At 45.1% G+C, this 21,934-nt stretch carries 21 protein-coding genes; all 21 read right to left on the bottom strand.

Annotated features, from left to right (window positions below):
- Positions 1-11 precede the first annotated feature (11 nt).
- The 21 genes from nusA to GGR02_RS02055 all read right to left on the bottom strand — a co-directional run bounded on the left by nusA (position 12) and on the right by GGR02_RS02055 (position 21,927).
- Positions 12-1,157, bottom strand: coding sequence for a transcription termination factor NusA (gene nusA, locus GGR02_RS02155; protein ID WP_183183110.1), 1,146 nt, complete (start codon positions 1,155-1,157; stop codon positions 12-14).
- A 27-nt stretch (positions 1,158-1,184) separates the two neighbouring features.
- Positions 1,185-1,658: a ribosome maturation factor RimP gene (gene rimP / locus GGR02_RS02150; protein WP_066323912.1), complete on the bottom strand. Its 474-nt coding sequence runs from the start codon at positions 1,656-1,658 to the stop codon at positions 1,185-1,187.
- Positions 1,659-1,816: 158 nt separating this feature from the next.
- Positions 1,817-6,121 (bottom strand): PolC-type DNA polymerase III, encoded by a 4,305-nt coding sequence (locus tag GGR02_RS02145; RefSeq protein ID WP_183183109.1) that lies wholly within the window; start codon positions 6,119-6,121, stop codon positions 1,817-1,819.
- A gap of 63 nt (positions 6,122-6,184) precedes the next feature.
- On the bottom strand, positions 6,185-7,891 hold the full coding sequence (locus tag GGR02_RS02140) for a proline--tRNA ligase (RefSeq protein ID WP_183183108.1): 1,707 nt from the start codon (positions 7,889-7,891) through the stop codon (positions 6,185-6,187).
- A gap of 13 nt (positions 7,892-7,904) precedes the next feature.
- Positions 7,905-9,173, bottom strand: a complete 1,269-nt coding sequence (gene rseP, locus GGR02_RS02135; RefSeq protein ID WP_183183106.1) for an RIP metalloprotease RseP — start codon at positions 9,171-9,173, stop codon at positions 7,905-7,907.
- Between the two features lie 15 nt (positions 9,174-9,188).
- The gene (locus tag GGR02_RS02130) at positions 9,189-10,346 is read right to left on the bottom strand and encodes a 1-deoxy-D-xylulose-5-phosphate reductoisomerase (protein WP_183183105.1); all 1,158 of its coding nucleotides are present in this window, start codon (positions 10,344-10,346) and stop codon (positions 9,189-9,191) included.
- Positions 10,347-10,351: 5 nt separating this feature from the next.
- Entirely contained in the window at positions 10,352-11,125 is a 774-nt protein-coding gene (locus tag GGR02_RS02125) for a phosphatidate cytidylyltransferase (RefSeq protein WP_183183104.1), read from the bottom strand.
- A gap of 5 nt (positions 11,126-11,130) precedes the next feature.
- Positions 11,131-11,898, bottom strand: a complete 768-nt coding sequence (locus GGR02_RS02120; RefSeq protein ID WP_183183103.1) for an isoprenyl transferase — start codon at positions 11,896-11,898, stop codon at positions 11,131-11,133.
- Positions 11,899-12,048: 150 nt separating this feature from the next.
- Positions 12,049-12,606, bottom strand: coding sequence for a ribosome recycling factor (gene frr / locus GGR02_RS02115; RefSeq protein ID WP_183183102.1), 558 nt, complete (start codon positions 12,604-12,606; stop codon positions 12,049-12,051).
- A 2-nt stretch (positions 12,607-12,608) separates the two neighbouring features.
- Positions 12,609-13,331 carry a UMP kinase gene (gene pyrH, locus GGR02_RS02110; protein WP_183183101.1) on the bottom strand — a complete coding sequence of 241 codons (723 nt, stop codon included), beginning with the start codon at positions 13,329-13,331 and terminating at the stop codon, positions 12,609-12,611.
- Positions 13,332-13,392: 61 nt separating this feature from the next.
- Positions 13,393-14,361, bottom strand: coding sequence for a translation elongation factor Ts (gene tsf, locus GGR02_RS02105; protein ID WP_458294258.1), 969 nt, complete (start codon positions 14,359-14,361; stop codon positions 13,393-13,395).
- 72 nt (positions 14,362-14,433) lie between these two features.
- The gene (gene rpsB, locus GGR02_RS02100; RefSeq protein WP_066323880.1) at positions 14,434-15,141 is read right to left on the bottom strand and encodes a 30S ribosomal protein S2; all 708 of its coding nucleotides are present in this window, start codon (positions 15,139-15,141) and stop codon (positions 14,434-14,436) included.
- A 153-nt stretch (positions 15,142-15,294) separates the two neighbouring features.
- Positions 15,295-15,792, bottom strand: coding sequence for a DUF6115 domain-containing protein (locus tag GGR02_RS02095; protein WP_183183099.1), 498 nt, complete (start codon positions 15,790-15,792; stop codon positions 15,295-15,297).
- 9 nt (positions 15,793-15,801) lie between these two features.
- The gene (locus GGR02_RS02090; protein WP_183183098.1) at positions 15,802-16,059 is read right to left on the bottom strand and encodes a hypothetical protein; all 258 of its coding nucleotides are present in this window, start codon (positions 16,057-16,059) and stop codon (positions 15,802-15,804) included.
- 31 nt (positions 16,060-16,090) lie between these two features.
- A complete protein-coding gene (locus GGR02_RS02085; RefSeq protein WP_183183097.1) occupies positions 16,091-16,846 on the bottom strand; it encodes a FliA/WhiG family RNA polymerase sigma factor in 756 nt (251 codons plus the stop codon).
- A gap of 42 nt (positions 16,847-16,888) precedes the next feature.
- Positions 16,889-17,203 (bottom strand): hypothetical protein, encoded by a 315-nt coding sequence (locus tag GGR02_RS02080; RefSeq protein ID WP_183183096.1) that lies wholly within the window; start codon positions 17,201-17,203, stop codon positions 16,889-16,891.
- Entirely contained in the window at positions 17,203-17,703 is a 501-nt protein-coding gene (locus tag GGR02_RS02075; protein ID WP_183183095.1) for a chemotaxis protein CheD, read from the bottom strand. Before GGR02_RS02075 ends, GGR02_RS02080 begins: the two co-directional genes overlap by 1 nt.
- Positions 17,696-18,331 carry a chemotaxis protein CheC gene (locus GGR02_RS02070; RefSeq protein WP_183183094.1) on the bottom strand — a complete coding sequence of 212 codons (636 nt, stop codon included), beginning with the start codon at positions 18,329-18,331 and terminating at the stop codon, positions 17,696-17,698. The genes GGR02_RS02075 and GGR02_RS02070 overlap by 8 nt, the downstream gene beginning before the upstream one ends.
- Before the next feature lie 20 nt (positions 18,332-18,351).
- Positions 18,352-18,801: a chemotaxis protein CheW gene (locus tag GGR02_RS02065; RefSeq protein WP_183183093.1), complete on the bottom strand. Its 450-nt coding sequence runs from the start codon at positions 18,799-18,801 to the stop codon at positions 18,352-18,354.
- Positions 18,802-18,812: 11 nt separating this feature from the next.
- Positions 18,813-20,843 (bottom strand): chemotaxis protein CheA, encoded by a 2,031-nt coding sequence (locus GGR02_RS02060; protein ID WP_183183092.1) that lies wholly within the window; start codon positions 20,841-20,843, stop codon positions 18,813-18,815.
- Between the two features lie 4 nt (positions 20,844-20,847).
- Entirely contained in the window at positions 20,848-21,927 is a 1,080-nt protein-coding gene (locus tag GGR02_RS02055; RefSeq protein ID WP_183183091.1) for a protein-glutamate methylesterase/protein-glutamine glutaminase, read from the bottom strand.
- Positions 21,928-21,934 lie beyond the last annotated feature (7 nt).

The raw sequence follows: 21,934 nt of genomic DNA, 5'->3' as shown, positions 1-21,934 counted from the left end.
CCGTTCCCCCCTCACTCGATTTCTTCTGTTGGCAAATCGAATGTTAGGTTCATGTCTTCTTCATTATTTCCTAATGGCTCAAAAGAAGCAAACAAAGTGTCTGGTTCGTAAGCGATTCCGAGTTGTTTTGCTTCCGATTCGCTTTTAATGTCGATTTTCCAGTTCGTTAGCTTCGCGGCTAACCGAGCGTTTTGTCCCCGCTTTCCAATTGCGAGCGATAGCTGGTAGTCCGGCACGATGACCGTCGTTGCCCGCTCTGCTTCGTTAACGATGACGCGCAGCACTTTCGCTGGGCTTAATGCGTTTGCGACAAATTCGATTGGGTCATCCGACCAACGGACGATATCGATTTTTTCTCCTTTTAATTCATCAACGACCGCTTGCACGCGTTGCCCTTTTGGTCCGACGCAAGCGCCGACTGGGTCGACTTCTGGATTGTCCGAGTGGACGGAAATTTTCGAGCGGTCGCCGGCTTCGCGAGCAATCGATTTAATTTCTACTGTCCCATCATAAATTTCTGGCACTTCTAGTTCAAACAAGCGTTTTAATAACCCAGGGTGCGTACGGGAGACGAAAATTTGTGGCCCTTTTGTCGTTTTTTCTACTTTCGTAATAAACACTTTGAGTCGGTCGTGCGGTTTATATGTTTCGTTTGGCATTTGTTCGCTGACCGGAAGCAATGCCTCGACTTTGCCAAGGCTGACATATGCATAGCGCGGGTCGACTCGTTGAACGATGCCTGTCATAATGTCTTCTTCGCGGTCGATAAACTCCGCATAAATAACGCCGCGCTCTGCTTCGCGCACGCGTTGGGTGACGACTTGTTTCGCGGTTTGTGCAGCAATGCGGCCGAAATCTTTTGGTGTGACTTCCATCTCGACAACGTCGCCTACTTGGTAGTTTGGATTGATGAGGCGGGCTTCGTCGAGTGAGATTTCTAGGCGGGAGTCGTATACTTCTTCGACGACTTCCTTGCGAGCAAATACTCGAATCGTGCCTGTTTCGATGTTGAAGTCGACGCGCACGTTTTGCGCTTGACCAAAGTTGCGTTTATATGCCGAGATAATCGCCGCTTCAATCGCTTCAACGAGCACGTCTTGGCTAATGCCTTTTTCTTTCACAAGCGCGGCTAACGCGTCTAATAGTTGCGTATTCATGAAACGAAAATCCCCCTTTTCGAACAATTAGAAAAAGATCACAGCAAGCCTTGCGCTTGCAATTTTTTCGAATGGAATGTCAATCGATTTTCGGCGCGTTTTTTGCTTGACGGTAACGGTGACCGTTTGGCCATCAAAGTTTGTCAATTCGCCTTCGAACTCTTTTTCTCCTTCAATTGGTTCGTATGTTTTAATATATACGTTTTTCCCGACGGCTCGCTCAAAATCTTTCGCTTTCTTTAACGGGCGTTCTGCTCCTGGAGAAGATACTTCCAAAAAGTAGTTATATGGAATCGGGTCAACAGCGTCTAATTTTTCGCTTAATTTTTCGCTGACAACGCCGCATTGCTCAATATCAATTCCTTCTTCTGAGTCGATGAACACTCGCAAAAACCAATTTTTTCCCTCTTTTACATACTCAATATCGACTAATTCAAGGTCCATATCGTCAAGAATTGGCACGACTAGTTCTTCGACGACTTCTGTTACCTTTTTGCCCATTTTTTCCCTCCTACACTTCGAGAAAATCATTTGTTAACGAGCGGAAATATAGCCAATCAATGCGAAAGAGTGGGTTTCCCCACTCTTCTCTTACCGATTATCTTCACCATTTCCCCTAAAACTATAACATATTGGAAAATATTTTTCAACCGGTCAGACTAGAATAACGAAAGTTGGTTATGGTCCGGCAGTGAGTCAAGGCAGCCGCGACTTTCTAAATACTCTAAAATCGTTTTCGATACTTTCCCGCGCTGCTGTAAGTCTTCTTTTGATAGAAATTCTCCTTCTTCGCGAGCGCGAACAATGTTTAACGCAACGTTTTCTCCGAGCCCCGGAATAGCATTAAACGGCGGAATGAGCGAGTTACCGTCGATGATAAATTCCGTTGCTTGCGAACGGTATAGGTCAATATTTTTAAACGAGAAGCCGCGCTCGCACATTTCTAAGGCGATTTCTAGCACCGTGAGCAAGTTTTTCTCTTTTGCGGTCGCATCTAACCCTTTGGCATTAATTTCTTCGATGCGCTTGCGAATGGCGGCTGACCCTTTCACCATCGCATCTAAATCAAAATCTTCCGCCCGTACGGTAAAATAGGACGCGTAATACAATAGCGGATGATGCACTTTAAAATACGCAATGCGCACTGCCATTAAGACGTACGCAGCTGCGTGCGCCTTCGGAAACATATACTTAATTTTTTTGCATGATTCGATATACCATTCTGGTACGTTGTGTTTGCGCATTTCTTCTTCGAATTCTGGGGTGAGTCCTTTTCCTTTCCGGACGGATTCCATAATTTTAAACGCTAGCGATGGCTCTAAGCCGCGATAAATTAAATACACCATAATATCGTCGCGGCAGCCGATAACTTCCGACAAGGTACACGTTCCGTTTTGAATTAGTTCTTGTGCATTGCCAAGCCATACGTCTGTGCCGTGCGAAAGGCCGGAAATTTGCACAAGCTCTGAAAATGTTTTTGGTTTTGTATCTTCTAACATCTGCCGGACAAACCTTGTTCCGAATTCCGGAATGCCAAGCGTGCCGACATTGCACATAATTTGCTCCGGCGTGACGCCAAGCGATTCCGTGCCGCTGAAAATTTTCATCACTTCCGGGTCGTCCGTCGGAATGGTTTTCGGGTCAATGCCGCTTAAATCTTGCAGCATCCGAATCACCGTCGGGTCGTCGTGGCCGAGAATATCAAGCTTTAGCAAATTGTCGTGAATCGAATGGAAATCAAAATGCGTCGTTCGCCATTCCGCGTTTGTTGCATCTGCTGGATATTGAATCGGCGTAAAATCGTAAATGTCCATGTAGTCCGGCACGACGATAATGCCGCCTGGATGTTGTCCTGTCGTCCGTTTCACGCCGGTGCACCCCGCGGCTAGACGGTCAATTTCCGCTCCGCGCAACGTTAAATTTAAATCGCTTGCATACCCTTTAACAAACCCGTACGCTGTTTTATCCGCAACAGTGCCAATCGTTCCTGCACGATAGACGTTGTCTTCGCCAAACAGCACTTTCGTGTAGTTATGAGCCCGCGGCTGATACTCACCAGAGAAGTTTAAATCAATATCTGGTACTTTATCCCCTTTAAAGCCTAAAAACGTTTCAAACGGGATATCGTGGCCGTCTTTTTTATATTTCGTGCCGCATTTCGGACAATCTTTATCCGGCAAATCAAATCCTGAACCGACCGAGCCGTCGTTGAAAAACTCGGAATGTTTGCAGCTTGGGCATACGTAATGCGGCGGAAGCGGGTTTACTTCTGTAATTTCCGTCATCGTTGCCACAAACGACGAGCCGACCGAACCGCGCGAACCGACAAGGTAGCCGTCATCGAGCGACTTTTTCACTAGCTTATGCGAAATTAAATAAATGACGGCAAACCCGTGGCCGATAATGCTTTTTAATTCTTTTTCTAACCGCTTCTCGACAATTTCCGGCAACGGATCGCCATATATTTCTTTCGCCCGCCGGTAGCTCATTTCGCGAATTTCTTCGTCCGCCCCTTCAATGCGCGGCGTATATAGCTCATCTTTAATCGGCTTTACTTCTTCGATTAAGTCCGCAATTTTGTTTGTGTTCGTCACGACAATTTCTTTCGCTTTCGCTTCTCCGAGAAACGAAAACGCCTCTAACATTTCATTTGTCGTGCGGAAATAGACGTCCGGCAACGCGTGGCGATTCAGCGGATTCGCCCCCGCTTGCGAATGAATTAAAATTTTTCGGTAAATTTTATCCTCCGGATGCAAATAATGGACATTTCCCGTCGCCACGACTGGGATGTTGAGCTTTTCGCCAAGCAAGACGATGTTACGAATCACTTCTTTTAGCGTCTCCTCGTCTTTCACATAGTCCATCTCAATAAGCGGTTCGTAAACCGCCGGCGGATGAACTTCTAAAAAGTCGTAAAACTTCGCCACTTCCTCTACTTCTTCTAGCGATTTTTGCATGACTTGCTCAAACACTTCCCCTTTGTCGCAACCGGACCCGATTAAAATTCCTTCTCGATGTTGTTGCAACACCGAACGCGGAATGCGCGGCACGCGATAAAAATATTGCACGTGCGCTAACGAAACGAGCTTAAATAAGTTTTTTAAGCCAACCTCGTTTTGCGCAAGCAGCGTCACATGGAACGGACGAGAACGCTGATACGCCGTTTCTTGGCGAGAGCGCTCGTTTAATTCATCGTGGTACAATATTCCTTTTTCTTGTGCATCTTTCAGCATTCGCATCAATAAATGCCCTGTCGCCTCTGCATCGTAAATGGCGCGGTGATGTTGTGTTAATTCAATGTCAAACTTTTTACAAAGGGTATTTAAGCGATGGTTTTTTAGCTCTGGATATAAAAATCGGGCAAGTTCTAGCGTGTCGATCACCGGATTCGTGACGCGCGGAATGCCAATTTTTTTCAAACCGGCGTTAAAAAAGCCGATATCAAAGCCCGCGTTATGTGCCACAAGCACACTGTCACCGATCCAGTCATAAAACGTTTGCAATACCTCTTCGACATCCGGTGCATCTTTCACCATCTCATCCGTAATTCCCGTTAATTCGATCGTCGTAATCGAGAGCGGATGGTGTGGATTTGCGAATGACGTAAACCGGTCAATAATCTCGCCGTCTTTGATTTTGACGGCAGCTAATTCAATAATCGTATTATATACGGCAGATAGTCCAGTCGTTTCAACGTCAAACACTACAAACGTATCGTCCGTAAGCAAGCGGTGCGCTTCGTTGTAAGCGATCGGGACACCGTCATCGACGATGTTCGCTTCCACCCCATATAACACTTTCATGCCGTATTTTTTTGCAGCGCTATACGCCTCAGGAAATGATTGCACAACCGCATGGTCCGTAACAGCAATCGCCGGATGCCCCCATTTTTTCGCTTGTTCAATCAGCTTGGTGACCGACGTGACTGCATCCATTTGACTCATTGGGGTGTGCAAATGAAGCTCTACCCGTTTCTCCTCCGCCGTATCTTCCCGCTCTTTCGGCTTGATTTCATTGACATCGTTCGCTAATAGTACTAAGTCGCGCACGAACGTATCGTTTTGCACGCTTCCGCGCACTTTCACCCACATGCCTTTTTTTATTTTTTCCATTAGTGCGACGTCTTCTTTGTCACGCGAGAACATTTTCACTAAAATCGAGTTCGTGTAATCGGTCATTTTAAACGTTAATAGCGAACGACCGCTTTTTAACTCTTTTACTTCCGCCTCGAAAATATACCCTTGAACGACGACGCGCTTTTCTTCTTCAATAATGCTATCAAGCGTGCGCACTTCCTCTTCCTCACGAATCGGATACCCGATGACAAGCGGTCCTGACGGTTCCGGCACGGACTCTTTCGCCGTTTCACTTCTTGCCGTCATTTCCGCTAACGCCGCGAACGCCCGCGCTTCGTCTTCTTGCTGTTTTTGCGCCAAAAATTGTTCATACGCTTGTTCCGAGTGCTTCACTTCCGTTTCTAGCCGAAGCAATGGAAAGCCGAACGTTTCATATATTTCCGGCAATTTTTCCGCAAATCGGCGCTTTACCGCTAGCGCCTCCGCTTCGTTGCGCGCCGTCACAATCATTTTATTGCCTTGTACCGTTGGAAGCTGCTCTTGAAGGAGCAGAAGAAGCGGAGATGACATATCTTCTAACGACCGTAAACAAAGCGGCCAATAATCGTGGACATCGGCTGCTGTAAATGATGTATCCGTCGTTTGAATAGTATGCTTTACCGTCGCAATGTGCCGAAACGCTTGCCCAAGCCGTTCGGTAAAAAGTTCGTACACGCGTGCCGGCAAAATGCGCGGCAGTAAAAAATAAAAATGCCAGCATCGTTTTTCTTTCTCAATGACTAATTTTTCTATCCCAGCGCCTGAAAAATACGGAACTAGTTCATCAGACGTCAAATCGAGTTGCTCTAATAACACGCGAAACCGTTGTTTTTGCTCGTTTGTTAACATGCGTTTCCCCTCTCAATTGGAATGAGCAGAAGGGCTGTCCTAGAAGGAATCAGCCCTTTACGTTTACGATGACTGTAATAGACGGTTTACTGTTTCGACTAGTTCATTTACATGTACTTCCATTGATTCCCCTGTTTGTCGCACCTTTACTTCCACAATGCCTTCACCGGCGCGTTTTCCGACGGTAACACGAACTGGAATTCCGATTAAATCGCTATCGGCAAATTTCACGCCTGGACGTTCTGGACGGTCGTCGTACAGCACTTCGAGTCCTGCTTGTCCTAATTTTTCGTACCATTCCTCTGCTAGTTCACGCTGTTCATCGTTTTTCGGGTTCACCGAAATGAGATGAACATGGAACGGTGCAACCGCTGCTGGCCAAACAAGCCCGTTTTCGTCGCCAAATTGCTCGGCAATCGCAGCAAGTAAACGAGAAACACCGATGCCGTAGCAGCCCATAATCATCGTTTGCATACGACCATTTTCATCAAGATACGTAGCATTCATCGCTTCGCTATAGCGCGTGCCTAGTTTGAACACATGTCCGACTTCAATTCCGCGCGCAAAGCGAATCGTTCCTTTTCCATCCGGCGACGGATCACCTTCTTGAATAAAGCGTAGATCGGTATATTGCGATACGTGAAAATCGCGGTCTGGGTTCACGCCGATATAGTGGTAGCCTTCTTCATTCGCCCCGCATACGCCATTGACGATTGCTTGCACCGCATAGTCGGCAATAACGGTAACAGATTCATCCACCCCAATCGGTCCAAGCGACCCAACAGAGCAACGCATCACTTCTTTCGTTTCTTCTGGCGATGCGAGTTCAACAACCGATGCTTCAAACACATTTTTTACTTTCACGTCGTTCGCCTCATGGTCGCCGCGGACGAGCACTAAGACGTAACGGTCATCTACTTTAAACAATAACGACTTAATGCATTTTTCCGGCGCGACTTGTAAAAATGCCGACACTTCTTCAATTGTTTTTTGCGTTGGCGTATGCACTTTTTCTAGGGAACGAATTGGCTCATCACTTTTTTCGTATGTCGTTACGACTGGGGCCATTTCAATATTGGCTGCATAATCGGACGCATCGGAATATGCGATTGTATCTTCTCCGATTTCAGACAATACCATAAATTCATGTGTATCTTTTCCACCAATTGCCCCTGAATCAGCGATTACCGCACGGAAATTCAAACCGCAGCGGCGGAAAATATTCGAATATGCCTCGTACATTTTGTTGTATACGTCATCTAAACTTTCTTTTGACGTATGAAACGAATACGCATCTTTCATAATAAATTCACGGCCACGCAACAACCCAAAGCGCGGACGTTTTTCATCACGAAATTTCGTCTGAATTTGATATAACGTCAGCGGTAGTTTTTTATATGTTCGTACTTCGTCTCGTACAAGCGCAGTAATGACTTCTTCATGTGTCGGGCCGAGCGCAAAATCGCGGTCGTGGCGGTCTTTTAAGCGCATAAGCTCTGGTCCGTACGAATACCAACGACCAGATTCTTGCCAAAGCTCCGCTTGCTGAAGCGCTGGCATAAGCAATTCAATCGCGCCCGCCCGATTCATTTCTTCGCGAATAATCGCTTCTACCTTTTGTAAGACACGCTGACCGAGCGGCAAAAACGTATATACGCCGCTCGCGCTTTGCCGAATAAACCCAGCCCTTAGCAATAGCTGGTGGCTTTTTACTTCTGCATCCGCTGGTATTTCGCGTAGCGTTGGAATAAACGACTGACTTTGTCTCATCTTCGTGCACCTCTTACAAGAAAAATTTTTGAATGTCGTTCCATGTCACCACTAACATAAGTAGCATTAATAACGCAAAGCCGATAAAATGAACCATGCCTTCTTTTTGCCGGTCAATCGGCTTGCCGCGCAACGCTTCAAGCGCAAAAAACATTAACCGTCCACCGTCTAATGCTGGAAGCGGCAACAAATTCACAATCCCGAGGTTAATGCTTAAAATCGCGCCCCATTTCATGACGTAATAAATGCCGGATTGGGCGACTTTGTTTGTCGATACGGCAATGCCGACCGGCCCTGATAGCATATCAAGCGAAAATTGCCCGGTAATTAAATGGCCGATGCCAACAACAATTTGTTTTGTCCAATAGTACGTTTCTAATGCCCCTTGTTTAAACGAGCCGACTACCGATTTTTCCATCGGGCCATAGACGCCAATTAAGCCGATCGTTTCTCCCTGGACTTGTTTCGCTTCTGGAGTTACAGGAATATCTAATGATTTCCCATCCCGCTGAATCGTAAACATGAGTTTTTCTTCTGGATGGGCGCGAATAATTTCAACGACTTCTGTCCATGTCGTCACTGGCTCATTATCAATCGACAGCACGACGTCCCCTTGCTTTAGGCCGGCTTCGCGTGCCGCCCCTTCTTTTGTTAACTCCCCGATAATCGGTTTATCGACCGGATAGCCTTGCAATAAACCGATGAGCACGAACACAGCAAACGCTAAGACGAAATTAGCTAACGGTCCTGCGAAAATAGCTAGCGCCCGCTGCCCGAGCGTTTTTGAAACAAATTGGCGGTGGTACGGCGCAATTTGAATTTCTTGATGATCGTGCACAAAGAACGCTGGTTCGCTCACTGAAAAGCGAACGAGCCGCTCTCCGTCCTCATCTTCGTAGCCAGTAATGTACATGCCATGCTCTAAATCGGCTTGCTCCACTTCAATGATTTTCGCCTCTGGATATTCGTCTTTATGATTGATAATAATTTTGTTCACATTGCCGTCTCGGTCGAATTCTAATCCGACGATTTGCCCTGGCTTTACTTCAATCATTTCTGGGTCTTCACCAGCCATGCGGACAAATCCGCCTAACGGAAGTAATCGAATCGTATAGACCGTTTCCCCCCATTTGAATGAAAACACTTTTGGACCAAACCCAACGGCAAACTCCCGACATAAAATGCCAGCGCGCTTCGCAAAAATTAAATGCCCAAGTTCGTGAAAAAACACGAGCGCCCCGAAAATGGCGACAAACGCAATAACTGTATTTAACGTGTTCAAATTTTCAACCACCCTTTATGTTAATAGTGACTGGATATAGCGGCGCGTTTCTTCGTCAACAGCTCGAATGTCATCAAGCGTCGGTTGATGAATGATTGTATGCTGCGCTAACGCCCGTTCAATGAGCTCTTCAATCATTAAAAACGATATGCGCCCGCTTAAAAACGCCGCCACCGCTTCCTCGTTCGCCGCGTTCAACACCGTCGGCAACGAACCGCCCTTTTTTCCTGCCTCATATGCAAATTGTAAACAACGGTAACGGTCAAAATCAACTGCTTCGAAATGAAGCTTCCCGACTTCTGCTAAATGTAGCTTTTTTGCGCCTTTTACTTCTAGTCGGTCAGGGTAGGTGAGCGCATATTGAATCGGGACGCGCATATCCGGTGTTCCAAGTTGGGCGATGATGCTGCTGTCGTGAAACTGAACGAGCGAATGAACGATGCTTTCCCTATGTAACAATACATCAATTTGTTCATATGGCAACTGAAAGAGCCAGTGCGCTTCAATGACTTCAAGCCCTTTATTCATCATCGTCGCCGAATCAATCGTAATTTTTGCTCCCATCGACCAGTTTGGATGGCGAAGCGCCTCTTCGACTGTTACATGGCGAAGCTGTTCGCGTGTTCGGTCGCGGAAACTTCCGCCTGACGCCGTTAAAATAATTTTCTCAATCGTTTTCGGCTGTTCTCCTTGCAAACATTGAAAAATCGCGGAATGTTCGCTATCGACGGGAAGAAGCGCCACGTCATGTTTGTTCGCTGCTTCTGTGACAATATGACCTGCTGTCACAAGCGTTTCTTTGTTTGCTATGGCAATCGTCTTGCCCGCTTCGATGGCCTTTAATGTCGGCACAAGTCCAATGCTGCCGACAACCGCATTCACTACCATATCCGCTTTTGGATGGGTAGCAACTTCAATCAATCCTTCGTCGCCAGCGACGATTTTCGCTTTTCCGTTATATTCCGCACGCAGTGCAGAAAACGCCTGCCAATCAGCGACCGCAACAAGTTCGGGCTGAAATTGGTCAATCGCTTGTTTCGCCGCTTCTACATTTTTCCCGACGGATAAAGCGATGAGGCGAAATTTTTCTCGGTGCGCATCAATGACATCTAGCGTCTGCTTTCCAATCGAGCCGCTCGCACCTAATAAACTAATATACTTCAACGTATTCACTCCCACTACATTTTTAAGAAAAGATGCAAAATTGGTAGCATAAACAATAAGCTATCAAACCGGTCTAAAATGCCGCCATGCCCTGGCAACAGATTGCCTGAATCTTTTACCCCATAATGCCGCTTAAACGCCGATTCGACTAAATCTCCCATCTGTCCAACGACCGAAAGCACGAGCGTCATCACAAGCAAAAGCGGAACGCTCGCAAAAGAATCGGTAAACCATTGGTAAATAAGGGCAACGATTAACGCACAAACCGTGCCACCAATCGATCCTTCCACTGTTTTATTCGGGCTAATTTCCGGCCAAAGTTTCCGTCTTCCGAACGCGCGGCCTGTAAAATAGGCCCCTGTATCGGTCGCCCAAATGATAAATAGCGCGTAAAACATAAGGGAAAGACCGGCTAGACGCGTTTCCATAAAGTAATGAAACCCAAAGCCGACGTAAAGACTAGCTAACATGGCAAATGCCGCATCATCAAACGTAAAGCGATTTTTTGTCGTCACCGTATAAATAAGCAAGAAAAGGGTGATAAGTAAAAGCAAGTCTAGTTTCGTTAACGGCAAAAGCCACGATTCGCGCGCAAGCAACCCCCACACGAATAGCGTGCTTATCACACCGGCGCTTGAAAGAAGCTTCGTATTTTTCATCCGCAATAATTCAAACAAGCCAATCGTTGCTAATACATATGTTACAACAATAAAAGGAATGCCGCCAAAAATAACAATCGGTAAAAAAAGGGCAGCGGCAATCACCCCTGTGATGATTCGTTGCTTCATCCTCGTTATACGCCTCCAAATCGACGGCCGCGCTGCTGAAATTCTGCGACCGCTTGTAATAAATGCTGTTCCGTAAAATCTGGCCAGAGCACATCCGTAAACCAAAACTCTGTATATGCCAGCTGCCAAAGCATAAAATTGCTTAAGCGAATTTCTCCGCTCGTCCGAATAAGTAAGTCAGGGTCTTTTAAATCTTTTGTCATTAAATACGAAGCGATGACATCTTCGGTAATTTCCTCCGGTGTTAATTGTCCTTTTGTCACTTGTTTCGCAATTTCTTGCATCGCATACGTAAGTTCTCGGCGGCTGCCGTAATTGAGCGCAAAATTTAAAATAAGCCCTGTATTATGTTTCGTTTCTTCCATCGCTTTTTCCACTGCACGACGCGTATGCTCTGGGAGCTGATCGCGATTTCCGATGACGCGGACATTGACGTTTTCTTCGATTAGCTCAGGCAAAAAGGTCGTCAAAAATTGTTCTGGAAGCTTCATTAAGTAATCGACTTCCTGCTTCGGACGCTTCCAATTTTCTGTGGAAAACGCATAGAGCGTTAACACTTTAATGCCTAGTTCATTGGCAAACCGCGTAATTTTCCGAACGACTTGCATTCCTTCGTAATGGCCGGCAACGCGCGGCAACGACCGCTTTTTCGCCCAGCGCCCGTTTCCGTCCATAATGATTGCCACATGTTCTGGAATCGGGTGCCGCAACACTTCTTCTTTTGTATATTCCGTAGAAAGTGGTTTATGACCTTTCCAAAGTTTATTAAACATCCTAGTCCTCCGTTTTCTCGATTGTTTCCATTCACTATGAGGCTAGTGTAATCAAGAAGTCATCGTTTCGTCAAACATGTACCTCATGTCGCTTTTTCATTATAGCAAAAAAACCCTCTTGTCACATAGAGGGTTTTATGTCGTGAGGGACTAAACTTCCATAATTTCTTTTTCTTTCTCTTTTGTAATCGTATCAATTTTGGCAATATGGTCGTCTGTTAGTTTTTGCACATCGTCTGTGTAGCCACGCAATTCATCTTCGGTAATTTCCCCGTTTTTCTCGAGCTTTTTCAACTCGTCGTTCGCATCGCGACGAATGTTCCGTACCGCTACTTTTGCGTCTTCCGAATATTTTTTCACAACTTTCACAAGTTCACGGCGACGCTCCTCTGTTAGCGGCGGAATGGTAATGCGAATAACAGAGCCATCGTTAGAAGGAGTCAATCCTAAATCTGAAGCTAAAATCGCTTTTTCAATATCTTTTAAAATCGATTTGTCGTACGGCTGGATGACAAGCAAGCGCGCTTCCGGCACATGGATGCCTGCTAGCTGATTAATTGGTGTCGGCATTCCGTAGTAGTCAACTGTAATTTTTTCCAACAATCCTGGGTTTGCTCTTCCGGCACGAACGCTTGCTAATTCGCGAGTAAACGCTTGAACAGCTTTGTCCATTTTTTCTTTTGTTGCTGTGAGTACTTGTTTTGCCATTGTTATTTCCCCCTTACAACTGTTCCAATATTTTCGCCAAGAACGGCACGCTTAATATTGCCTTCTTCCATAATGGAAAATACAATAAGTGGAATGTCGTTATCCATGCATAGCGATGAAGCGGTCGAATCCATGACGCCAAGTCCTTGTTTGATGACGTCTAAATACGATAATTCATCGTACTTCACGGCATTTTGGTCGACTTTCGGGTCAGCGCTATACACACCGTCAACGTTATTTTTCGCCATTAAAATGACGTCCGCTTCAATTTCGGCAGCGCGCAATGCAGCAGTCGTGTCGGTCGAAAAGTAAGGATTCCCTGTACCAGCGGCAAAGATGACCACACGCTTTTTCTCAAGATGACGAATCGCTTTTCTTCTGATATACGGCTCCGCCACTTGGCGCATTTCAATCGATGTTTGTACGCGCGTTTCAACGCCGAGATGTTCGAGGCTATCTTGTAACGCAAGCGAGTTCATGACGGTAGCAAGCATGCCCATGTAGTCTGCGGTTGCGCGATCCATGCCCATTTCGCTACCTGTTTTTCCGCGCCAAATGTTTCCGCCTCCGACAACGACAGCGACTTCTACTCCTAGGTCTGCTACTTCTTTCACTTGTTTGGCGATCGATTGAATAACGGATGGGTTAATGCCATATCCTTGATCGCCAGCTAACGCTTCTCCGCTCAATTTCAGCACGACACGTTTATATTTTGGATTACTCATGCGACTCCTCCGTATAGCTAATCTTTAAAAATAGGGAACACCGCTGTGTTCCCTATTCCAGTTATTGCTTTCTTACTTGGCTCATTACTTCTTCTGCGAAGTTGTCTTGACGTTTTTCGATTCCTTCGCCTACTTCGTAACGAACAAAGCTTTTCACTGTCGCCCCATTTGCTTCGACAAACTGGCGCACTTTCATATCTGGATTTTTTACAAACGTTTGCTCTAATAAGCAAATGTCTTCATAAAATTTGTTTAAGCGGCCTTCGACCATTTTTTCGACGATGTTTGCTGGCTTTCCTTCGTTTAGTGCTTGTTGTTTTAACACTTCGCGCTCACGGTCAATTTCTGCTTGCGATACTTGGTCGCGCGATACGTATTTCGGGCTAAGCGCGGCAATGTGCATCGCGACGTCTTTCGCGATTGTGTCGTCTCTTGTCCCTTCTAATAGCGTCAATACGCCGATGCGACCACCCATGTGCAAGTAAGCGCCGAACGCAGCATTGTCGCCTTTTTCGATAATTTCAAAGCGGCGAAGCGTTAATTTTTCCCCGATTTTCGCAATCGCTGCATTAATATGCTCTTCTACTGTTGCACCGTTCTCCATTTTTTGTTGCAACGCTTCTTCTAACGTTGCTGGTTTGTTTTTCAATAAATGTGTCGCAAGTTCTTTGACAAGCGCTTTGAAATCGTCGTTTTTCGCAACGAAGTCTGTTTCCGAGTTCACTTCGACGATGACTGCGCTGTTTCCTTCTACTTCAATGAATGTTGTTCCTTCCGCAGCGATACGGTCTGCTTTTTTCGCAGCTTTCGCAATACCTTTTTCACGAAGCCAGTCGATTGCTTTTTCCATATCACCGTTTGTTTCTGTGAGCGCTTTTTTGCAGTCCATCATGCCTGCGCCCGTTTTTTCGCGTAACTCTTTTACCATTTGAGCTGTAATTGCCATAAATATCCTCCTTTTATGTATATCCACAAAATTCGCAGCGCAAATTTTGTTTACGCTTTTTTTAGTATAGCCGATTTGCGCCATTTTCTGTCTCAAAAAAAGGTGATAAAAGGCTTTCCCCTCTTATCACCTTTCCGCCACTTGTTCAGGTGCACGTTATTCTGCTGCAACAACGGCTTCTTCGCCTTGTTTTGCTTCTAAAATCGCGTCCGCAATTTTTGCTGTCAATAGTTTCACAGCGCGGATGGCATCATCGTTTGCAGGGATAACGTAGTCGATTTCATCTGGATCGCAGTTTGTGTCAACGATACCAACGATCGGAATGTTCAATTTGCGCGCTTCTGCCACTGCGATGCGCTCTTTGCGTGGATCGATGACGAACAATGCATCCGGCAATTGTTTCATTTCTTTAATACCGCCTAAAAACTTCTCTAGACGTTCTAATTCTTTTTTCAAACCGATAACTTCTTTTTTCGGCAATACATCAAACGTTCCGTCTTCTGCCATTTTTTCGATTTCTTTTAAACGTTTAATACGTTTTTGGATTGTTTCGAAGTTTGTTAACGTTCCGCCTAACCAGCGTTGGTTCACATAGAACATACCAGAACGTTCTGCTTCTTCTTTTACAGAGTCTTGTGCTTGTTTTTTCGTACCGACGAAAAGAATTTTCCCGCCGTTTGCTGCTAAATCGCGAACGAAGTTGTATGCTTCTTCTACTTTTTTCACCGTTTTTTGCAAATCAATGATGTAGATGCCGTTACGCTCGGTGAAAATGTATTTTTTCATTTTTGGGTTCCAACGGCGAGTTTGGTGTCCGAAATGAACACCAGCTTCAAGCAATTGTTTCATTGAAATAACTGACATTCGTTCTTCCTCCTATAGTTTGGTTTTCATTCCTCCGCTTCTTTCATCTTTAAGCAAGACTGCCTCCGCAGCACCATTGCTTAAATCCTGAAGCGTGTGTATTCACACCATGTAAAAATATATCACAACTAGAAATGACAATCAAGCTGTATTTCACATTTGCCGAAATTTCAAGAGCAATTCAATTTCCGTTTTTCCTTTTTTTAGCGTTTTTGCGATTTCTTCAATCGTTTTCCCTTCTTTATAAAGCTGTGCCGCCTGTTCTGCTAAGGAAAGCGGCGCCGGCTTCGGTCGGATAGTGCGAATTTCGACCGTATCTTTCATTTCGTCAACGTGTGCTAGCGGCGACCATTCGCTCTCTTTTTGCTCCAGAGGAGCGGCGTTCGGTGTTGTTGCTGATTTTTCTACTTTCGCCTCATTCTTCACGCTAGAGCGGTGGTGTAATGTTTTCGATAAGGCTTGCAAAAACCGTTCGTTTTCTTCTTTCCATTCAATAAAATAGGCCGACACCGTCTGCTCCATTTCCTCGATTATTTGCGCCTGTCGCTTCTCTACCTCTTTAATTTTTGCCAGCTGTAAATACAATAAAATGATAATAAACAGCGAAAGCGCGTGTAAAACAAAGCTAATGGTTAATAAAAATGCTGTCATCGAACCCCTCTATCCCATTAAATCGATGTTTGTTCCTTTGTATGGATGCTCCGCTTGATGCGGCTCGTGCTTTTCTTTTTGCCAGCGGGCATCAAATGCTGTTCGTTTGTTCGTCACTTGCCGATTTCTTCGTTCTTCCTGCTTTTGCATGGCAGCTGTTAGTTGAGCTTGTAGCTGCTCAGGGTGGTGATGAAGTTGCTCTTGAATTTTCGCAATGTCGTACGTTCTTGGAAGTGCGATTTGTAGTTCTACTAATTTTAAACTCATATTGATCACTTCCTTTTTGCCGTTGTGGCGATTACAACGCTTTTTCTAATATTTTACGCAATTTAAAAAGCGCTTTAGAATGAATTTGGGAAATTCTCGATGTCGATAGTCCCATCACTTGCCCAATTTCTGTCAATGTCAATTCTTCTTTATAAAACAAGCTAATCACTAGCCGTTCTTTTTCGTTTAGTTGCTGGATGACTTCAGCAAGCTGTTGGCGTAATTCTTCGTGTAACACTGTTTCTTCTGGGGAAATCGCTTTTTCATCGCGCAACGTTAACGGACCGTCGTCTTCTTCTTTTGGCCATTCATCTAACGATAAAATGTTCGCAAAAAATCCTTCATTCATGACCGTATATACTTCTTCTTCCGCCATCCCTAACGCATCGGCCACTTCTTTCGCCGTCACTTCACGCATATATTGTTGCTCCATTTTGGCGATGGTCGCTTCAATTTTTTTCGTTTTTTCTCGCAAGCTGCGCGGAAGCCAATCTTCTTTTCGCAACCCGTCTAAAATGGCGCCGCGAATACGAAACGAGGCGTACGTATCAAATTTCAAATCGCGAGAAGGATCAAATTTTTCAAGCGCGTCATATAGTCCTAACAGTCCGAAACTGATTAACTCCTGTTTATTCACATTTTTCGGCAAAGAAATAGCGATTCGTTGCACCTGGTAATGCACAAGCGGCATATATTTTTGCACAAGTTCATCCGCCGCTTGTGGGTCACGATTCATCACCCAATTTTGCCAATGTTTTTGCTCTTCGCGCGCTGAAACGTTTGCCATACTACTCCTCCTCGTTTATCGTCAAACTGTCCGGCGCTGCTTTTACGAATCGTTTTCGTTTTGCAGCATATGACGAATATAGGCAGCCACTTTTTGCGCCTCTTCCTCGCTCAATCCTTTCATCAATTGTTGCAAATCTTCCTCTTTGGATGGTGGCATTACCGTTAGTTTCACCGGATCTTTCCGAATATACGCAAACATCCAACGAAATAAATAGCCACTTAGAAAAAAGAGAACAAATGTGACTGCACTGCGCGTCAACGTCGTAGTAATGCTATTAGCGGAAAAGGATAAAAGGAACACAATGAAAAAGCCAAATATCCCTAATAAAATGTTAATGATCACTGTCCCTGCCATTATATTTCTTTAACTCCTTGATTGACTGTACGAATGGATAATATGCACGTTTTCGGGTTGAATTCAATCGTTCGTCCGCTACTTCCCCCGACATCCTCCGCGACAACCGGGATGCGAAACCGCTCTAACTCTCGCTTTACCGCTTCGACATTCCGTGGTCCGATGCGCATCATATCTGTATTTGCCGATTGAAAGGAAAACATTTGTGCTCCCCCTGCCAACTTCGCCTTCAGCCAATTTTTCCGTCCTCCAGCTTTAATAATGAGTTCCACTAATGCTTCAACAGCCGTATCCGCATATTTGGCGATATTGATTGTTTCTGATCGCGCCAATGAAGAATCTGGCAACATGACGTGCGCTAATCCTGCCACTTCTTTCATTTGGTCAAAGATGACCACCCCTACGCACGAACCTAATCCAGAAGTACGAATAAGATGAGGCGGTTGAACGACATTCATATCCGCAATTCCGACTTTAATGACATGGACAAGTTCATTCATATGAAACACCTAATGAACGAAAAATCGGAACGAATGAATCTGGATCAGGAAGTAAAAAGAAGTGGCCATTAATGCTATCTTCCGGCTGTTGTTCTTCGTGAACAGCCGTATCAATCACAATCGCATAGTCTCCGACGCGAGACAATTCTAGCAACCCATATTGCAAAATCGCGCCAATCATATCGACCGTTAACGCCGGGACAGATGGGTAAAGCGTTAATTTTGTAAAATCGGCAAGCGCAGAAAGATAAGAGCCTGCTAGTATATTTCCTAATTCTTGCAAAGCAGATATTCCTAGTTCTGACGGGTGAGGAGAAGCGAGAGAAAACAGAGCGTCCCCTGTCATTTGTTTCACAAATCGCTCTGCTTGCGGCAGCGATAGTACAAAAAACATGCTCCCTGGCGCTTCTCCTTCAATCCGTAAAAATACTGCCGCGACAACTTGTTCAGCACCGCCTACTAAATCCATCATTTCATCAAACGAAACGATTTGTACATTTGGCACGTTCATTTCAATTTTTTTATTTAATAGCTGGGAAAGCGCGGTAGCCGCATTCCCAGCACCAATATTGCCAATTTCTTTTAAAATATCGATATGATCCGCGTTCAAATCACGAATAGTTGCCATTGATCAAACGACCTTTCCATTTACACTGTAGATGTGTCTTTCTCTAATACTTTTTCTAAATGAAGCAAAATTAATAATCGCTTGCCAACTTTCGCCACTCCTTTAATGTAATCGGCTTCCACCGCCTCAATTACTTCCGGAGGTGGTTCAATGCTTTTAACAGGAAGATCGAGCACATCGTTCGCCGCATCGACGACAAGCCCCACTTCCATATCATCAAGCGCGACGATAATGATGCGCGTCTGTTCGTTAAATGGGATCGCTTCGATGCCAAACCGTTCGCGCAAGTCGATAATTGGTGTCACTACCCCACGCAAATTAATAACACCCTTCACAAATTTCGGTGTCCGCGGAACGCGCGTAATGTGCTGCACTTTTTCAATCGAACGAACTTGCTGCACCGGGATGGCATATTCTTCGTTTTTTAATTGAAAAACAATCACCTTTAATTCGCTTTCTTGGTTGACCACCCTTCTCCCCCCTACTTAATTAATGCGTTGCAGTCGATAATTAACGCCACTTGACCGTCGCCTAAAATGGTAGCGCCTGAAATCGCAAAAACCGACGTTAAGTAGTTGCCGAGCGATTTTAAAACAACTTCTTGTTGCCCGATAAAGGAGTCAACGACAAGCCCTGCCATCTTTTCTCCTTTCCGGACGATAACGACCGAGAAAAAGTCATCTTCTTCTTTAACTACTGGCACGTCGAACACTTCTTTTAAGAAAAGAAGCGGAACGACTTTGCCGCGGAAATCGATCACTTTTTGGTGATGGGCGTGTAAAATATCTTCTTTTTTAATAATTGCTGTTTCAATAATCGACGACAGCGGGATGGCATATTTTTCTTGTTGAATTTCGACTAGCATCACCGAAATAATAGACAACGTAAGCGGCAATTGGATGGAAAAGATCGAGCCAACCCCTTCTTGTGAATCAATCGTTACCGAACCGCCAAGCGATTCGATCGTGCTTTTGACGACATCAAGACCAACCCCGCGCCCTGAGATGTCCGAAATTTTGTCGGCCGTCGAAAAGCCAGACGCAAAAATTAATTCATACACTTGTTTGTCTGTTAAATTGGCGGCGTTTTGTTTAGAAATAATTCCTTTGTTAATTGCTTTTTGTAATACTTTCTCGCGGTTAATGCCGGCTCCGTCATCTTCGATTTCAATAAACACATGATTGCCGCTATGATATGCTTTTAATTTGACCGTTCCTTCTTCCGGTTTCCCTTTCGCCCGCCGCACTTCCGGCATTTCAATGCCATGGTCAATCGCATTGCGCAACAAATGTACAAGCGGGTCGCCAATTTCGTCGATAACGGTGCGGTCTAATTCTGTTTCTGCCCCGATAATTTCTAGGTTAATTTTCTTGCCTAAATCACGGGCAAGTTGGCGCACCATGCGCGGAAAGCGGTTAAAGACTGTTTCGACCGGAACCATGCGCATATTTAAAATAATGTTTTGCAAATCACTCGAAATGCGCGACATCCGCTCGACCGTTTCGTGCAGCTCCGGATGGTTCAACTCACGCGAAATTTGTTCGAGCCGCCCGCGGTCGATCACAAGCTCTTCAAACAAGTTCATTAAAATATCAAGCCGTTCAATGTTGACGCGAATCGTTTTATTCGCCACTGCTTTATGGTGCTCTTTTTCTTCTTTCTGTGCTTCTACGTTCTCTTCTTTTTGTTCTTCTTTTTCAGCCGTCACCGCCGCTTCTGTTTTGGACAGCACCGGTTGAGACGATGCTAGTTCGCTTGGCCGCAATTTGTCGACATCAATAGCAGTTACTATTACTTCTTCTACTTCCGACACTTTACTAATTTGCGCATGTAATTGCTCCGCAGATTGTTTTGAGACAACGGTCACGACAAATTCTTGATCAAATTTTTCCTCTTCTAATAGCTCAACCGGCGGGTTCGCTTTAATCACTTCACCCACTTGATTTAATGCGTCAAAAACCATAAACACACGTGCGGCTTTCAACAAACAATCCGCCCGTAATTTGACGAGAATTTCGTACGTATGAAACCCTTGCTCTTTGGAATGTTGGAGCACGTTATATTCAAATTCCCCATACGTTTGCGTAAGCGTCGACGTCGTAGAAGGTTGTTCCGTTTTCGTAGTTGGAACGTCGCCTTGTTCAATTTGTTTCAGTTGTTGAACGACTTCGCGAACGTCCCGTTTGCCGTCGCCGCCGCTAGCAATGGAGTTCACCATCGCCTCTAAATCATCGACCGCCCGAAACACAACGTCCATTAACTCCGGCGTAACGACAATTTTATGGTTGCGAATACCGTCAAGCACATTTTCCATTTGATGGGTTAAATTCGCTAAGTCTTCAAATCCCATTGTTGCTGACATTCCTTTTAATGTATGTGCCGAGCGGAAAATTTCATTTACAATCGAAAGATCATCTGGGCTTTTTTCTAGTTCCAACAGCTGTTCGTTAATCGTTTGTAAATGTTCCTTGCTTTCGTCAATGAAAATTTCTAAATATTGGCTCATATCCATCGTTCTACACCCCTTGCCCGCCGGTATATTTCATAATCGTGTTCGCAATTTGTTCTAAAGGCACTACATCATCGACTAGCTGCGCAGCGATTGCCGCCTTCGGCATACCGAACACTACTGCTGTTTCTTCCGATTCGGCAATCGCTGTTGTCAAACCTCTTTCTTTCAACATTTTCAATCCGGCTGTGCCGTCAGCCCCCATTCCTGTCATAATGACGGCAACTTTCTCATACTCTTGCAATTCGCTAACGGACTCAAACAACACATCGACAGAAGGGCGATGACCGTTTCGTGGCGGAGAGTAATCGAGATGTGCCACGAGCGACCGACTCGACGGAACGACAGTAAAATGTGCTCCACCCGGCGCAATGTAGGCTGTTCCTTGCTTTAACTCTTCTTGATGCTCCACTTCTTTAACAGAAATCTCACATAGTGTATCAAGTCGTTGCGCGAGCGATTTCGTAAATCCTTTTGGCATATGTTGCACGATGACAATCGGTGCCGGAATTTGTTTCGGGAGGTGTGTTAACACTTGTTGCAACGCTCGCGGACCGCCTGTCGATGTACCGATGCATACAATTTTTTTCCGTTTTGTCGAAGGTTGTACTTCTATTCTACTATAAGAAACCGGCCGATAACTAGCTGTTGTTTGCGGAAACTCCTGTTTTTTGATTCCGCGCAAGTTAGCGCGACTTGCAAGAATTACTTTCTCCATTAACTGTTCTTTTACTTTATATAAATCAAGCGAGATGTTGCCAGACGGTTTAGTGACAAAGTCAACCGCGCCGTATTGCATCGCTAAAATCGTATTTTCCGCCCCTTCTTTCGTCGTACTCGAAAGCATGACGACTGGTAAAGGGCCGGTTTCCATTATCGTTTTTAGCGCCTCTAGCCCGTTCATCACCGGCATTTCAACGTCCATCGTAACGACATGAGGACGAAGTAACGGGATTTTCTCCAACGCATCTTTTCCGTTGCGAGCCGTTCCAACGACTTCAATTTGCGGATGTTCCGATAAAAAATCGGTAATTACTTTTCGCATAAAGGCGGAGTCATCGACAACTAATACCTTGATGTGCTTCATCCACTCA

The sequence above is a fragment of the Anoxybacteroides voinovskiense genome (assembly GCF_014196205.1).
GTDB lineage: Bacteria > Bacillota > Bacilli > Bacillales > Anoxybacillaceae > Anoxybacteroides > Anoxybacteroides voinovskiense.
Note: the sequence above shows the minus strand (reverse complement) of the source record. Positions and strands in the feature narration are given on the sequence as shown.